12 protein-coding genes are annotated in these 15,096 nt (G+C 69.4%); 7 read left to right on the top strand and 5 right to left on the bottom strand.

Annotated features, from left to right (window positions below):
- Positions 1-28 precede the first annotated feature (28 nt).
- From JOF56_RS20860 to JOF56_RS20830, 7 genes are all read left to right on the top strand, one after another.
- Positions 29-259, top strand: coding sequence for a hypothetical protein (locus tag JOF56_RS20860; protein ID WP_209640736.1), 231 nt, complete (start codon positions 29-31; stop codon positions 257-259).
- On the top strand, positions 256-921 hold the full coding sequence (locus tag JOF56_RS20855; protein WP_209640733.1) for a helix-turn-helix domain-containing protein: 666 nt from the start codon (positions 256-258) through the stop codon (positions 919-921). Before JOF56_RS20860 ends, JOF56_RS20855 begins: the two co-directional genes overlap by 4 nt.
- On the top strand, positions 918-1,799 hold the full coding sequence (locus JOF56_RS20850) for a DUF2637 domain-containing protein (protein WP_209640730.1): 882 nt from the start codon (positions 918-920) through the stop codon (positions 1,797-1,799). Before JOF56_RS20855 ends, JOF56_RS20850 begins: the two co-directional genes overlap by 4 nt.
- Positions 1,800-1,992: 193 nt before the next feature.
- Positions 1,993-2,181 carry a hypothetical protein gene (locus tag JOF56_RS20845; protein ID WP_209640728.1) on the top strand — a complete coding sequence of 63 codons (189 nt, stop codon included), beginning with the start codon at positions 1,993-1,995 and terminating at the stop codon, positions 2,179-2,181.
- 206 nt (positions 2,182-2,387) lie between these two features.
- Complete coding sequence (locus JOF56_RS20840) at positions 2,388-4,604, top strand: FtsK/SpoIIIE domain-containing protein (RefSeq protein ID WP_209640726.1); 2,217 nt, start codon at positions 2,388-2,390, stop codon at positions 4,602-4,604.
- 645 nt (positions 4,605-5,249) lie between these two features.
- The gene (locus tag JOF56_RS20835) at positions 5,250-6,425 is read left to right on the top strand and encodes a hypothetical protein (protein WP_209640724.1); all 1,176 of its coding nucleotides are present in this window, start codon (positions 5,250-5,252) and stop codon (positions 6,423-6,425) included.
- Between the two features lie 165 nt (positions 6,426-6,590).
- Positions 6,591-7,082 (top strand): hypothetical protein, encoded by a 492-nt coding sequence (locus tag JOF56_RS20830; protein ID WP_209640723.1) that lies wholly within the window; start codon positions 6,591-6,593, stop codon positions 7,080-7,082.
- 77 nt (positions 7,083-7,159) lie between these two features.
- On the opposite strand, the gene JOF56_RS20825 is transcribed toward JOF56_RS20830, so the two are convergent.
- The 5 genes from JOF56_RS20825 to JOF56_RS20805 form a co-directional block, all read right to left on the bottom strand.
- Positions 7,160-8,263, bottom strand: a complete 1,104-nt coding sequence (locus JOF56_RS20825; protein ID WP_209640721.1) for a hypothetical protein — start codon at positions 8,261-8,263, stop codon at positions 7,160-7,162.
- 294 nt (positions 8,264-8,557) lie between these two features.
- The gene (locus tag JOF56_RS20820) at positions 8,558-9,703 is read right to left on the bottom strand and encodes a hypothetical protein (protein WP_209640719.1); all 1,146 of its coding nucleotides are present in this window, start codon (positions 9,701-9,703) and stop codon (positions 8,558-8,560) included.
- 2 nt (positions 9,704-9,705) lie between these two features.
- Positions 9,706-10,686 carry a thiopeptide-type bacteriocin biosynthesis protein gene (locus tag JOF56_RS20815; RefSeq protein WP_209640717.1) on the bottom strand — a complete coding sequence of 327 codons (981 nt, stop codon included), beginning with the start codon at positions 10,684-10,686 and terminating at the stop codon, positions 9,706-9,708.
- Entirely contained in the window at positions 10,668-11,882 is a 1,215-nt protein-coding gene (locus tag JOF56_RS20810) for a lanthionine synthetase C family protein (RefSeq protein ID WP_209640715.1), read from the bottom strand. The genes JOF56_RS20815 and JOF56_RS20810 overlap by 19 nt, the downstream gene beginning before the upstream one ends.
- On the bottom strand, positions 11,882-15,031 hold the full coding sequence (locus JOF56_RS20805) for a lantibiotic dehydratase (protein WP_209640713.1): 3,150 nt from the start codon (positions 15,029-15,031) through the stop codon (positions 11,882-11,884). The genes JOF56_RS20810 and JOF56_RS20805 overlap by 1 nt, the downstream gene beginning before the upstream one ends.
- Positions 15,032-15,096 lie beyond the last annotated feature (65 nt).

The raw sequence follows: 15,096 nt of genomic DNA, 5'->3' as shown, positions 1-15,096 counted from the left end.
ACCATGCCGGGTTCGCCCGCCGTTCAATATGGCTGAAGACCCGCGCCCACGGGAGACCGTCCACCACGGCCGCGACGACTGGCGCGAGGATCGCGTCACAGCGTTGCTGGAAGCGTTGGACGGCATCGAGTTGGGCGCTCATGACCGGCGGATCATCGCCTGGCTAGCCGAGTGGGAAATCTCGACTGTGGGCACCGTGGTGTCGCTGCTCTACCGTGCCCGCGCGGCCGGGGCCGACGAATGCGGCGGCGGCCGGTGAGCATCGAAGCCATCCGGTGGGCGCTGAACGCCGCGCCCATCCCCCGCGATCGACGGGATGCGTCCAGCCTGGCGGTGGTACTGCTCGGGCTGGCCAACCACGCCGACCCGGACGGCCGTAACGCCTTCCCGTCGCTGGCGACGTTGGCGCGGTACACGCGACTGTCCGAGCGCTCCATCCGCTACGCCCTGCGCACACTGCAAGAGCTTGACCTGATCCAGGGATCGGACCCGGACATCGTGGCCGCATACGTGAAGCGGGCCGACCGGCGCCCCAACGGCTACGACCTCGCTGTGCACCGCACCGAAGCGACTGTGGACAACGCGGCTGATGCTGTGGATAACGCGCATCGCGAGGGGCACAGTGTGCCGCCCGTTGACCAGCACGAGGGGCAAACTCGACCGGCGCGGGGGGCAAACAACGACGCTACGGGGGGCAAAGCGTGCCCCCGAACCGTCCTTAACCGTCCAGGGAACCGTCCCGCGCGCGAGCGCGCGCCCCAGGCGCGCTCGCCGCTGTCGCCGCCGTGCGGCCAGTGCGATGCCCGGCTTGACGATCCGGTCTCGGCGCGGGTGCTGTGGCTCAACGCCGAACGCACGCAGTCGGCTAAATGCCCGCGCTGCCATCCGTCCATCGTCGACGCAGCGGGAGGCCGCCAGTGAGTATCCCGGACTTGGAGTTGACGGCCCAGGTGCGCCAGGCGATCGAGGATGCGCGGCGGGCGGGCCAGTCGGCGCCGGGGCGGCCGACGCTGGTGCGGTTGACCGGAGCCACCGATCACGCGGTACGCAAGGCGCTGGCGGAACTGGCGACGCAGACCACCAGCGCTGGTGAACCCGACGCCCAGCACGCCGACGACATCGGCCGGTGGCCCAGGGACCAGTCAGGCGCGACCGACTGGCAGTCGGCCGGTGACGCCCCGGTGAACGGGGCGGCCGCCAGGGCTGGTGGCCACAGCGACGTGACCCAGCCAGCAGCAGACCAGGCGACCGCCCCTGGTGACAGATCGGTCGCCAAGGCGCCAGCGCCGGTTCCGCCGGGTGGGCGGTTGGTCGCGTGGGTGGGGTTCGTGTTCGGCTCGGTGATGTCCATCGCGGCGAACGTGCTGCACGCTTGGCTGCCCGCCGGACACGAACCGGCTGGATGGTCGCCGGGGATCGCGCCGCAGGTCGGGGCGGCGGTGTGGCCGGTCGGGCTGATGCTTGCGGTGGAGGCTCTCTCGCGGATTCGCTGGCCCAAGGGCCTGGGCTGGGGACTGGCCCGCTTCGGCGGCGCGGGCGCGGTGGCAGTCGGGTCGGCGGTCATCTCCTACGGGCACCTGCGGGACGTGCTGCTGGCGTGGCACTACGGCCCGATGGCCGCCGCAGTCGGGCCGCTGGTGCTTGATGGGCTGATGGTGGTGTGCGGCTTCGCGCTGCTGGCGAACAGCCACACCAGCGCTGGCGAGCCTGGTGGCGATCGGCGCCACCATCACCGCCGACTCACTGCCTTGGCGCATGGACAGAGACCGGCAGCGCCGCCAGGTCCGTCACCCCGGTGACCTGTGCCCAGCGGGTGTTCGCCGGGCCAGGCGGGGTGTGCGGCACCTGACACCGCGTGCCCGCACGTCGATCTGCGGGGCCAGTGCGCGGCGACCATCAACCCCGTTACCTGTGCTGGTCACCCGGCCAGCAATCCCTATCCGATGCTGTTGGCCTCCCGGTCACGGCTGATGACCAGAAGGGGGCACCGTCATGGGTTCGCCCACCTCGCGCCGTTGGGATGGCGCACCGGAAACCGAGTTCGACAGGAAGTTCTTCGCCCTGCGCGAGTCCGGGTATCGCGGCCCCATCGACCAGAACGGCAACGCCGTCACCACCGGCCCGGCTGCCGACATCTTGCGCCATCTGGCCGAACAGCGTGGCGACACCATCGATTGGTGAGTTCGCCCCGAACCGGCGGCACAGCCTGCAAGCAACGACCGCCGGTTCGGGTCTGCCACTACCCACTCCACTCAGTGAGCACTGGAGACATTCATCATGCCTGAGCAGGTCACCGACCTCCTCATCACCCCGCTCCCGACCACACGATGCCGCTCAATAGCCGTGGGGAGCATCCGCCCATGCGCCGATCGCACCGAGGTGTCGTCATGAACGCCTCTCCGCGCGACGACCGAACTGGTGACGACATGGGTGAACTGGTGCCCTTCCCGTGCCCGAGCACCGCGCCGGCATCTTCGACCGGGACAACCTTGATCGCCAGTGCCAACGAGTTCGACACGAGCGGGCCTGTGGTCGGTGCTGAACTGCTCACCGATGTCGAGCAGCATCAGCGCGTCAACGCACATCGGTGGACCGAGCTGGTGGCGGCCATCGTGCCCGCTCGTTGGCAGAACCGCGACCACCACAACCATGTGCGCGCCGAGCTGGTCCTGCGCGCAGTGCGGGTGCCGTTGCGGTATCCAGTCGCCGTCGCCAGGGGCTCGGTGACCGCTGCGCGGGCGTGGTGGGCGTGGGTGTCCGTGCGGGACTTCTATGACGCGGCCAAGCAGGCCCAGCAGCTGGCCCAGCGTTTCCAGGACATCCAGCGTTACCGGGTTCGTCGCCGCTGGTCGACCCTGGGCGTGCTCGTGGTGGGCGGCGCCGGGCTGCTGGTCACCGGCATGGTCGTCGGTCCGATCGTGTGGTGGGCCACTGCCGCCCCGGTCTCGGTGGCGCTGGCGGTTGCCGGGCGACGCAAGGACGGATCACCCGGCCGTAAGAACGTCTTCCCCGGCACCCGCACCTTGGCGTGGACCATCAACGGTGACGTGCTCGTGGAGGCGTTCCAGGCAGCGAAGGTCATCGGCCCGAAGGACGGGCTGGCGTTCTTCCTGCGGCCACGCCGTGACGGCGACGGGTGGGCAGTCATCATCGACCTTCCCGCCGGGCGCAAGGCGTCCTCGGCGATCGCGGCCCGCGAATCGCTAGCCAGTGCGCTGGGTGTCGACGAGACGCAACTGATCCTGGAACGCGTTCGGGGCACGGGCGGACATGCGGGGCGGGTGGCGGTCTGGGTCGCCGACACCGACCCGCTGGCACAGCCGCCGTTGCGGTCCTATCTGGAAGACCTCCCCGGACTGTCCATCTGGGACGGAGTGACCATCGGCGCCACCGCACGCGGCAAGGTGGTGACTGTCGCGTTCTGCTGGACGGCGTGGCTGATCGCCGGGCTGCCCCGCTACGGCAAGTCCAACCTGCTGCGGTTGTTCCTGGTCGCCGCGTGCCTGGACCCTCACACCCGCATCTACGCGGTGGACCTCAAGGACGGCGCGGACTTCAACCCGCTGCGCCCGGTCGCGCACCGGCTGCTGATCGCCTCCGCCGAGGGCGCGGAGACCGAAGAGACCTTGCTGCGGCTGCTGGCGCTGCTGATCGAGCTGGAATCCGAGGTACTCGACCGGTACAAGCGGTTCAAGGACATGCCGGAAGCCGACGTGCCCGAAGGCAAAATCACCCGCGACCTGGTGGCGGCCGGCATGCCGTGGCTGGTGCTGGCCATCGACGAATGCCAGCTCGCGTTCGAGGAGTTGGGCAGCGACACCAAACAGGTCAAGGACCTGCGGCGGGTGATCGTGGACAAGGTGTCCTGGCTGGTGCGTAAAGGCCCCGCGGCCGGGGCGACGGTGCTGCTGGCCACACAGAAGCCCGACCGTGGGGCGATCCCGACCCGGTTGCGAGACAACATCTCCAGCCGCGCGGCGCTGCGGTTGCCGACCCAGCAGTCCAACGACATGGCGCTGGGCACCGGCAAAGGAGCAGCCGGGGTTGACGCGACCAAGTTCACCGAGCGGCACCGTGGCGCGGCCTGGCTATTGGCCGATGACCTGTCCGGCGTCGGTGCGTCCGAGGGCGTGATCATCCGGGCGGCGAAGCTGGATCTCGCCCCGACCCGCGCCGCTGCGGAAGCCGGACGGGAGCGCCGTGTCGCGCTCGGACTGCTCACCGGCGACGCCGCCGGGCATCACCCGCCGGCCCCGGTCGAGGGCGCCACACTGACCGAATTGGTCGCCGCCAGCGGCGCGGGCGCCGAACCGGTCGACGCCGAGAGCGTCGAGAGCGTCGAGAGCGAGGCGGCCAGGCCGATGCCGGAAGTGCTGGAACTGCTGGCAGATGTGCTCGGCGAGGACGAGACCGGCATCGTGGCTACCGCCGACCTGGCACAACGTATCGGATGGGATCCGAAGGCGCTCGGCGAAGCCTTGCGACGCCTGGACATTCCCGCGCCCCGACCACCCCGGCAACGCATCGGCGGTAGCAAACATCCAGTCTCGGCGCAAAGCATCGACGCGATCATCGCCGCCATCGTCGAGCACGACGGCAAGTAGGTCCGCACAAGGTGTGTCGACCCGCCATGCGGGTCGACACATCCGGCCGAAGGCTCGTGAGCAGCCGGAATACCAGCGGTGCGGACCTGGATCGTGTGCAGGCGCGTCCGCACACGATCAGCACAGCCCAACCACGAAGAGCCGGTGCTTAACAGGCGTACGCCAACTCGACGCACTCCAGCAAGCGCGTGAACTCACGATTGATGATTGCGCGCTGCAACCGCGAGCGCACCGGGAACCACCAAGGTGGCTCATTCACTAGCGATTCCAACAGTTCCAGCGCCGTCTTGCGCTGTTCGGCACCGCCGGAGCGGATCAACCTGAAGATGCTTTCAGCACCCAGTTGAACTCGCGCATGTGACGTTTCTCCTCGGCGGAGGCTCCGAGCCGGATAAACCAACTGGCCGCGAGCACTACCCGCAGACTTTTAATCCGCTGCTCTGCCAATTGAGCTAGAGGCCCTGCTGGTACAGCGTACCGGGCTGGCGCGAGCATTTTCACGAGCGGTGAGCAGATCGCACGCTGTACGTCTTTCCGGCGACGCACGCGTGGTGCCACGAGATGTACTCGATCGAGCGATCCCGTGGACACTCCGGGACCGGGCACGCTCTACACGCCGACACACCCCGAACCAGGAGACGCGTTGTGGCGATATCAACCGGTGGCCCGGCCGTGGCCAGCGGCGGTGACCGGCCGCTAGAACACGGTGGCTTGCTGTGGAAGCCCCGACCGGGTGCGACAGCGACAGCTGAGGAATTCATCGCGGCGCGTAATCTGGTTATCGAGCTGCACGACAGCGTGTTCTGGAATCCGTGGGTCAAGGAAGATCGCGCACGCGAATACGACGATGCCGTGGCCGTCATGGGCCAGTGGACCCGAGCCGAACCAGGGTTCCGTCAGATCACCGAAGCCGAGCTGGACGCACAGATCCTCCGGATGGAGGAAGACTCCGTCGCCAGGGCCGAGGAGAAGGAACGACAACGGCAGGCACGGGTCTCCGAGTTCGACGAAGCTCGGTACGAGGCGCGGCTTGAGCTGTTGGAATGTGACGCGCAGGTACGGCACATGCACGACGAACGAGCTGGTTTGGCCAGCGGCGAGCGGTTTCCCTTGATGCCCGAGTCACGACGCGCGGAGCAGATAGTGGACCTGGACCGGTCGATCGCATCGGTCCGCGCCACACAGGACCGGCTGCGCCTGCAGGTGGGTGACCCTGACACCGTGGTTGACCGGTGCGGAAACCTGCCCAGCGATCGTCGGGAGATCAGCCTTCTCCGTTTTCGGATCTGGCGAGAGGGCGAGGTGCGGAAGCTCAGGGCCCATGTCGACGACACCGACGCCAAGCTCGCCGTGAAAGGACTCGAAAGAATCGAACGCGGGCGCCTGCGCACAGAACTGGACCGAGCCCGTTACCGGCTCAACGAACTACTCGCGTTGCCTCGCCAAAGCCCAGACGACATGTGCTCCGAATGCGTGACACCCATGATCTGGCATGGATACACGTCACGCGGATGGCTGGTCGAGGTCGGCCCGTGTCCCGCGTGGCCGGACTGGGCGCGCCGCGTCAAGAACGCCCGAGAGATCCTCCTCGCGTCCGCCACGTCACGACCAGCCGGGCCCGCATCGCCGGCACCGCAGCCCATCGCAGTCATCCCCTCCGGTCTTCCCATCACCGATGTCATGAAACGCCTCGCGGAGATTCAAGCCGAGCACCCCAACGCTGAAGTCCGGCGCGGCTCACGGAACAAATGGGAGATCTGGCCCGCACGCTCAACCAGCGACACGACCACCACCGCACCACGACACCGGCCCACCACATGAACCGGGCTGGAGCCAGCGAGAACCGTCGGCGCGTCGCCAAGATTTCACTACGATTGGACCGATTCAGCCATTGAACGTGAAGGCGTGGACGTAGGAACTTCACACATTTGGCCGCGCCCAGTTGGTGGATGGCATCACCAGACATAGCCGAGGCACGATGGTCTTATGGCCCGCGACGATGTGCAGGCGGCTCGGTTGCTCGCTCGTCAGACTCACCAGGTGGGCCGCGTGTCCGGTCGGAAACCTTGGCGCGCAGCCCTGCAGTGGATCAGTCGGGGCAAACTCGGCCAACTGCAGGGTTGGCCGATGGTCCCCCAGTTGAACACTCCTTGGCAGGATACGATCTCCGCTGAACGCTTCAGCTGGCGCCAGCGCGCCGCCAACCTCGACGGCGAGATCGTGTTCGCCGTCGACTACCAGACCTGTCGCCAGTGCCGACTGGGTTGGGTCGAACAACCCCACACCGACCCGCAATACCAACGGTGCGGTCTGGCCAGCGCGGGATTAGCAGCTCTGCGTGCCGAACACCCCGGCCTCAGCTGGCACACCCTCGGCGGCCACTTCCCCGACTCCCGTGCATTCTGGACAACCGTCGGCACCAACGTGCCCGGCGGTTACCAACAACGTGAACTCTGCCCGCATATCACCCCAGATTGACGAAGCAACTGTCCAATGTGGCCACTTGACATCTTTGAGGTGTGGCGATCGCGGTCGACGTTGTATGGCTGATCGGTTCACGCGGACGGAGATGGGTGTCCGAGCGTTCTAGCGTGGTCGGGGTGGGCGTGGCGCCAGGCCACGAGTGCAGTCTGGAACTCGTCGCGGAAGCTGTTGGGCTGTCGGGCCAGCTCCTGTTGGGCGTGCTCATCGAGGTTGAGATAGGGGTGGAAGCGGGTCGGCATGCCCGCCAGCAGCTGCTCGATTGCGTTCAGTATCGCCAACTGCTGACGCAAAGCGGTACGCCATTCGTCGTTGGCCAGGATGAGCATGAGCGGGATGAGCGCAGCAGAGGACGGGTCGTCGGAGCTGACATCGGCGAGGCCGGGAAGTTGCAGGTCCTCCGGCAGGAGATGCGCCGCCACCCGACAGTAGCTACTGGCGAACCGCAACAGATCGTGAAGGTCCTGGCGGGCAGTGATCCAGTCGGCTGGTAGGGCGGTTGTGATGGCCCGGATCAGTGCATCAATGTTGATCGCGGCGAGGCTCTCGGCAACCGTGTCGGGGTTTTGTCCGTTGTTGAGGCCGGCGACGGTCAACGCCTCGCGGACACCTTCCGTTGACGCTTTCTCCCCGCTGATCAGTCCGGTCAAGGCCGCACTGACTGCTGCGTTCATGAGTATGTGGACGTTCGCCGCGTCGATGATGCCGTGCCGTCGTGCGTGCCGGGCTCGCTGTTCCCAGCGGTGCACGCGTGTACCAGGGCGAGCTTTGGCGACCATTGCAACGGCGACCGCGTCCGCCCGGTCGTCAGGCTCCACAGGGCCGATGTTGGGGTCGGTCGTAATGACGTCGATCTCCTGCGATAGCCGGCTGAACAGGCCCAAGTACGCGGCCTGCAATGCATCAGGTTCGACGGCGTAGCCGCGAGCGAACAGCACCATGGGCGCTTCCCGCAGCGAAACGCCCTCGGCGAGAAGGTCATGGACAGCGATGACCTGATCCACATAGCCAGGCGGGTTGACCGTGCGGGACCCACGGACACCACGAGCGTGCACAACCCGCCGACGGGGCAAACAGTGCCGCCACCGTTCCAGTTGGCGGGGCGTCATGGTCACGCCGCGGGTACGGCATTCCTCGATGACCTCGTCATCGGCCGAATACACGCGTCTGGTCGGCATCTGCCCAGGTTAGATCACGTACCCGCGAAATGTGTCCTGGTAGGTGGAGGGTACTGAGGAGGCTTGCGGAGTGCGCGACGGCCGCGCACTCGCCTACCCACGGAAGGAGGTGAACATGATGGACGATCAGGTGAAGAACCTCGTGATGCTGGCCATCTCCATTGCCGGACTGGTCACGTCCTGGGCCCGGGTCCTCACATACGCCCGGCGGCTTGGACTGTTCTGACCCACGTGGGGCGCCGGCAGGCCAGGGACCAACCCACCCGCCGGCACCCCACGAGTGCTCTGGTGCGGTCACATGGTCGGCCGCTCGGACCGCCGTAACGACGCGCGCAGCGCCTGGGCTGCGACCCGCGTCGAGTCGAGCAAGCTCTGCCGGAGAGGTTCCGGCAATGTTCCGGCTCCCAGGCCGGAGGCGTCCAGTAGGTCGGTGAGCGCTGCGCACTGCCGACCGGTCACAGCGGCTTGCGTGTCGTGGTATCGCAGTATTTCCCGAGCGGCGTAGCCGTCTCCCGACTCGATCACCTCGTCGGTCACCTGGGCGAGCACTCGGCCAGCCGCATCGGGGTCGATGGTGTCGGCGAGGGTGGTGACGGTGAGTCCGAGCTGGGCGCGGAAGAACGCGTAGCCGGGCATCGGTTGGTGCTCGACGAACCGCGTGATCATCGCGGTGACATCCCGCCGCCTCGACGTGCTGTCTGTGTTGGTGCACATCACCGTCAGGCAGGCGGCGACCTGGAGTTCCCACGGCTGCTGCGGGGTGCTGTCCGCCAGGGCTGCCCGTGCCCCCGTCAGGTCTCCGTTCACGCAGCGGGCCACGATCGTGGCCTGCCGGCCCTCCATAAGGTGCAGGCCGATCCCGCGGTGAGCATGGGCGTGGGCGACCGCGTCGTCCCACCGTCCCGCGAGTGCCAAGGCCCGGATGCCGTCCCCGACCAGGTGCAGCCACACCCATTCGTGCATCTTGTGGTGTTCGGCGCGGGTACCCGAGAGATCGGCCAGCGGCAAGGTGCTTTCGTCGACGAGTAGGTCGGTGTTGGACCTGATGGCCTGGAACATTGCCGTGAGCAGCCGGAGCGCCTGGTCGCCGTCGCGGACGCGGAGCTGGAGCCGGGCGAGGTTAAGGACGGGTTCGAGCATGTGGCGGGCTTGGAGCACGGTGAGCGGGCGGGTGGCGGCGCGGTAGAGGTCGATGTGCTGCCAACACAGGTCGCGGGCCAGGTCCGGCAGACCACAGTCGCTGGCGATCAGCGCGGCCTTGTTCAAGGCGTGCGCGCCTTCGGCCAACTCGTCTGTGTCGTCTTGTCCGGCGGCATAGGCGATGTCGGCGATCTCCTGGACTCGCTCGGGCAGCGACGGGCAGGAGGGCCGGGGGCGGCCCAGCAGCGGAAAGCGGCGGATCACGGCGGTCGACGTGGACGAGTTCGGCGTGGGAGTCACGGTCAACTCCGGGGCAGCAGAGCGGCGGTCGCGGCGCGGACGAGGATGCCCTGGCTCGTGGCCGCGAGGCCGAATCGGTTCCAGTGGAAGATCACCACGTGGGTGAGGATCGCCCGCAGGCCCCGGTCCAAGTGCCCGTCCGCGGCGTCGTGACCGAGCCGTTCGCCAGAAGCACGCAACGCCGCGAGCCACGGCGCGGCGTGCGCAACCGGCCCACCCGACGTGAACAGCTCGCTGTCGGCCAAGTCGGGGATCGACAGGAGCACGCGCACGTTGTCGGCCAACTTGCTGATGCGTGCTGTGTCGGCGTCGGTGGGCGCGGGTCGCAACCGGCCGACCCGGTCGAACACGTCACCGCACTCGAACGTGTCGAGCCCGGCGGCGCGCATCAGCCCGCTCAGCAGCAGGATGGACAGTTCCCGGCGGCCGAGGCCGGGGGCCTCCTGGCACAGGTAGTCGAGCACGCCCGCGCTGTCAGCGCAGAACAGGTCGTGGACGGTGTCCATTCCAGTCAGGCCGCCGAAGGCGGCGGTCTCCGGTTCGTACACCGTCGGCCACCAGCGCTCGATGACTCCGGTGTCGCTCAGCTCGTCGAGCACGCGGCTGACGGCTTCGGTGTCCGCGCCCAGCAGACGCAGCCGCCAGCAGGGGTGTTTGCGCAGGAACCACCATCCGGCCACCGCCCCGTCAGCGCGGAGCCGGTCCAGCGACGGTCCGAGCATCGTGGCGCCAACCGCCTCGGCGGCCGACCAGTCGGGGAATCGGACACGCACCTGGTACCAGGTGCGTTCGGCGCGTAGTTCCAGCGCCGCGAGCCCGGCGGCCTGGTAGGTCTGCACGGCGTCATCGAGGTCGGCCGGATCCAGGGCGTGGTTGACCGAGACGGTGCCAGGGTCGGCGCCCGCGAGCACCGCCAGCACGCCGACGGCGAGTTCGGAGGGCGCGGTGGGAGGGCGAGTGGTGGTCAGGTGATCAGCAGGCATGCGTCCCATCCTGTGTGAGTCGGCGTGCTGTGCCGCGCGGTTTCCAGCGCCAGGCCCACTCCGGCGCGTCCGGTCAGCAGCCCGGCCGCGTCTGCCTCGTCGCCGTCCTTGTCGTCGCCGAACGAACGCGCGTGCAGGGCGAGCCGGTCGGCCAGCGCCGGGAGTCGGTGGGCGAGGGCGGGTCCACGGGCGTCGCGGGAGGCCCGGTAGGCGGTCTGGTACACACCGGCGATGCCGTGGCACAGGCCCGGCTCGGTGATCCGGTCGAGCTGGGTGCCGGTCAGGCTCGCGGCCAGGGCGTGCTCGGCGGCGAGTTGGCGTCGCGGGTCCTCGGCGGCCAGTGCGGCGAGTTGCTGGGCGCGGGCGATGCCGACCGTCCCGTAGCACCACGAGGCCCGGCCAGGGTGAGCGTGGGCAGGGCGGCCTTCGCGCAGCTCCTCGCGGGTGATCCACTGCGGCCACCACGGGCCGTCCGGGCCGTCCTGCCGCCACCGGTCGAACCACCCGGTGAGCACGGCGATCGCCTCGTGCTGGTCCTCAACTACGCAGCCGCGCAGCTTGGCCAGGGCGATCAAGGACAGCAACCCGGCCGCGCCGTGGGCCATGCCGAAGTTCGCGTGCCCACCAGAGGTCAGCAGGATCTCGTCCGGGTCGTGCGCCACCCACCAGCCTGGCAGCTCGACGCCGTCCTCGTGGCGCGGCCGGATCGCCAGCGTGACCACGTACCGCAGAATCCCGGCCAGCTCGTCGCTGTCGGGGTGGAGGCGCAGCAGCAGCGCGCCGATGCCGCTCAACCCGTAGAACAGGTCGTACTCGGCGAAGGTGGCGAACTCCCCGCGGTCGGTCCGGGCGGCGGCGCTGGCCAGACGCCGACGGGCCAGGCGCAGCACGTGCTCGTCCAGCGTCTGGCCAGCGGCGCGGTAGCGGGGATGACGGTCGGCGGCGGCGTGCAGCAAGAACGCGACCGCGGGCGCCCCGTAGTAGAGGCCGGCGTGGTCGGCGGCGTCAACCTGCCCCGCCACTACCCGCCGGATGTGGGCCTGTGCGGTATCCCAACTGCCGGAGCCGGTCCAGGCGCGTTCGACGTGCAGCAGCGCGATCCCGACCGCACCTCGGGCCAGGGACTGGCTGGCCACCTCGTTGAGGGTCAGTGTCACCTCGCCGCTGTCCGGGCTGGGGTTCGTGGCGGGGGTCATCAGGCACCGGCCAGGGCGAGGCGGCGCAGCGCGACAGCGCGGGCGAGTCGTCCGGTCTCCTTCTCGAACGTCGGATCAACGCCGACGGCGCGGATGTGGTGCTCGTGCAGAAGCGTGCGAAGCACCACGCCCGGCTCTCGCCCCTGCTGGAGAAGGGCGCGGTAGTAGGTGTTCAGCGCGGTGTCGCGGGCACGCCAGGCGGCGACGACCGCCTCTCCGCCCGGTAGTGCGCGGACGGCGCGGTACTGCTGGTCAGGGTCGGCCACGGCGAGAGCGTGGTCGCGCAGCGCCCGGTCCATCGGCCCGTGCTCCTGCCGCAGGCACCCCTGCAGCGCTCGGTATCCGGTCTGCGGATCGGGCGCGAAGGACGCGGCCAGGTGACCCATCGACGCCGCGGCCAGGGCCTGGGCGGGAATCCCGGACGCCTGCGCCGCCGCGAGCTGGGCGATGGCGGCCGTGGTGTCCGTGGCGAACACCTGCTCGGCCGCCGTCAGTGCGGGGCCGTCGCCGTAGCGGGCGGGGTGCTGCGGCGACGGGGCGAGGGTGAGCTGGCCGGGAAGTCTGCGGGAGTCCAGGTCGGCCGCGAACGCGGCCAGGCGGGCGGCGACCGGTCCGTAGTGCCGGGGGCTGGTCAGGCGCAGGAACACGGCGAGGTGTTGATCGGTCTCGGGTCGGATCATGTCGCGGTGCCGCCGCACCCACCACGACTCGACCGGGCCATCCGCATCGCGCGGGTCGTGGAGTTCGGCGACGAATCGGGGCAGGTGCGCGGTGAGGATCTCGTCGAACCGCGCCGGGTTGCCGGCCAGTTGCGCGTGCACCACAGCGGAGTCACCGGGGCGAAGGACGGCACCGGGCACCGCAGTCGCGGGCAGCGGCCGTGCGGCCGGGGTGATCGCGGTCATCGGGATCAGCAGCTCCGCCGGCCGCCCGATCCAGCCCTGTCCATCAGGGTGGCCATCCTCGTGCAGCTCGACCCGGTCGGCTCGCTCCAGGTGGGCGCGCAGCAGGGCGCGGTCCAGCTCTTGGTCGAGGTCCACGGGCAGGCGCAGCTCTCCGTGGACGAGCACCACCCGTGCCGGTACGTGCCACCGTTGCCGCCACGACCGCAACGCCTCCTCACCGTCGTGGGTTCCGGGGCGGACGGCGAGGTCGGTGCCGGAGAGGACCCAGCGGGCGGCGGACAGCACCGTGCGCCGGTAGCGGATGCCCGGCACGTAGGGCAGGACACGGGCGACGCCGAGATCGAATCCGCGGAAGATCGCGCTGCGGGCGTCGGCGACCTCGGCGAGGAACCGGGCCAGCGGCGGGCTCTGCACGGCGGTGTCCAGGGCGTGCGGAATCCGGGGAATCACCCGCCGACCGGTGGAGACCTGCACCAGGTACATCTGCTCAGCGTCGGCGGTGACCGCCAGGTCGTCCACCCCGATGACGGTGAGGTCCGGGCGCACCGAATCAGGATGCTCGGGGTGCTCCGACAGCGACACGACGTCGCAGAGCAGCGGCGGCACGCGCACCACGTTCTCGTTGTGGGGGCGGCGTGGCGGAAAGGACAACTGCACCGCTATCGCCGTGCCCGGTCCGTCCTGGTTCGACGGCGGCTGCGCTGGTCCCGCGGTGTAGGTCGCGGCCAGTCGGGCGTGGTCGTCCTCGTCAAGCAGGTAGGCGAACCGTCCGGCCATGCTGGTGTGCGCGTGCGGCGCGGCGGTAACCCGCAGCCTGAACTCGCCGCGGTCGATCGCCGCGGTCGACGCGGCGTACATCTCGACGCCCAGTTCGATCCGCTGGGGTGGGACGGCGTCAGCGTGCTCCCCGACGGTCAGCGCCTCCACGTCGGCGTCGGTCAGCTCGATCTCCCGCGCCCCGGTCAGGGTGGCCTGCTGGATCAACGCCAAGAGGGCGGCGTCGCGATCGGTCAGCACCCGCCACGCGGGCCGGGCGCGTGGCGCGCCGAGGTAGCCGGCGGGGTAGCCAAGCCCGGAGTCGGCGACCAGGTCCCGTACCGGCACCAGCGCGCCGGGGCCATAGCGGGCACGGAACCGGGCGTGGTAGTCCAGCCACGCGGCCGACCCGAAGGGTTGTGTGGTCGTCCGCAGCAGCACGCTGGCGGCACGCGCGGCCTCGTCGAGCACCCGCTCGGGGAGGGCGATCGTCGCGTCGATGCGCACGTCGGCGGCCAGCTTATGGCTTGCTCCGGGAACCAGGGCGGCCATCCGTGTGGCGAGGGCCGCGCGGATTTCCCTGGCCTGTTCGGGGTCGCTGGTGTGGTTGTGCCGGGCCAGATCGGCGCTGATCGCGTCGAGGTCGTGCAGGTGGGCGGCAACGTCGTCCAGGGCGTCCGCTCCGGCCGCACGCAGGGCACGGATCAGGTGGGACAAGGCGTCGACGCTGGTCATCGGAGGCCGCAGGCTCGTGATCAGCACACCGGCGTCGACCAAGCCGTGGAGCAGTGCGTGGATCTTGTCTGGGGACGCGGAGGGGAACCGGGCGGTCATCTGGTCGGCGAGCGTGTCGAAGCGAATCGGCGAACCGGCCGCGGTCAACACGAACCGCACGGGACGGGTGAGCCGGACCGATGATTCCCGCAGCGGGCCTGGAGTGGAGGCACCGACCTCGGCCCGCCGGTGCACGATGACGCGCCCATCGCGCACGGTCCGCGCGTCGTCGACCACGACCGTCAGGCGCGGGCGCAGGTCAGGGTGCCGTTCGAGCTGGTCGATCAGCGTGGTGAGCCATTCGGCGTCCGCACGCGCCACGGCCCGGTGTCGTGTGCCCACGTCGGCCATCGCGGGTCCGATAGCGGCGACCCCGACCCCGGCGAACAGGCCGAACGGCGTCGTCCGCCGCTGCCAGCGCAGCACATAGGACGCCACGGAGACCACAGCGCGGCGTAACTCCTTCGCCGTGTACGGAGCGGTGCCGTCATTGAGAATCTGGTCGAGGCGAGCGCCCAGGACGGGGCTGGCCAGCACCAGTGCGTCACGCACCTCCGAGCGCGCCCACACTTTCGCCAGCCACGCACGACCTTCCCGCTCGACCACGGCCGGGTCGGCCGGGTTCAGATGCGTCGGCGGAACGAGGTCACCGGGGTCGGTGGTGACGCGGGCCAAGACAAGGCCGGTGTGCTGGTAGCGCGGGGACACGGTCATGGCGATTCGCTCTCCTCACCCGGTCATGGTCGATCGCAGCGGCTGCCGTCGGCGCCCAACGGAAA

Source organism: Kibdelosporangium banguiense (assembly GCF_017876405.1).
Lineage (GTDB): Bacteria > Actinomycetota > Actinomycetes > Mycobacteriales > Pseudonocardiaceae > Kibdelosporangium > Kibdelosporangium banguiense.
This window is presented reverse-complemented; position numbering and strand designations above follow the sequence as displayed.

Bases quoted from the DNA above. Each gene is read 5' to 3' on its own strand.
- JOF56_RS20840 (WP_209640726.1), top strand. From the start codon at position 2,388: ATGAACGCCTCTCCGCGCGACGACCGAACTGGTGACGACATGGGTGAA.
- JOF56_RS20830 (WP_209640723.1), top strand. From the start codon at position 6,591: ATGGCCCGCGACGATGTGCAGGCGGCTCGGTTGCTCGCTCGTCAGACT.
- JOF56_RS20815 (WP_209640717.1), bottom strand. From the start codon at position 10,686: ATGCCTGCTGATCACCTGACCACCACTCGCCCTCCCACCGCGCCCTCC.
- JOF56_RS20810 (WP_209640715.1), bottom strand. From the start codon at position 11,882: ATGACCCCCGCCACGAACCCCAGCCCGGACAGCGGCGAGGTGACACTG.
- JOF56_RS20805 (WP_209640713.1), bottom strand. From the start codon at position 15,031: ATGACCGTGTCCCCGCGCTACCAGCACACCGGCCTTGTCTTGGCCCGC.
- JOF56_RS20825 (WP_209640721.1), bottom strand. From the start codon at position 8,263: ATGCCGACCAGACGCGTGTATTCGGCCGATGACGAGGTCATCGAGGAA.
- JOF56_RS20845 (WP_209640728.1), top strand. From the start codon at position 1,993: ATGGGTTCGCCCACCTCGCGCCGTTGGGATGGCGCACCGGAAACCGAG.
- JOF56_RS20860 (WP_209640736.1), top strand. From the start codon at position 29: ATGGCTGAAGACCCGCGCCCACGGGAGACCGTCCACCACGGCCGCGAC.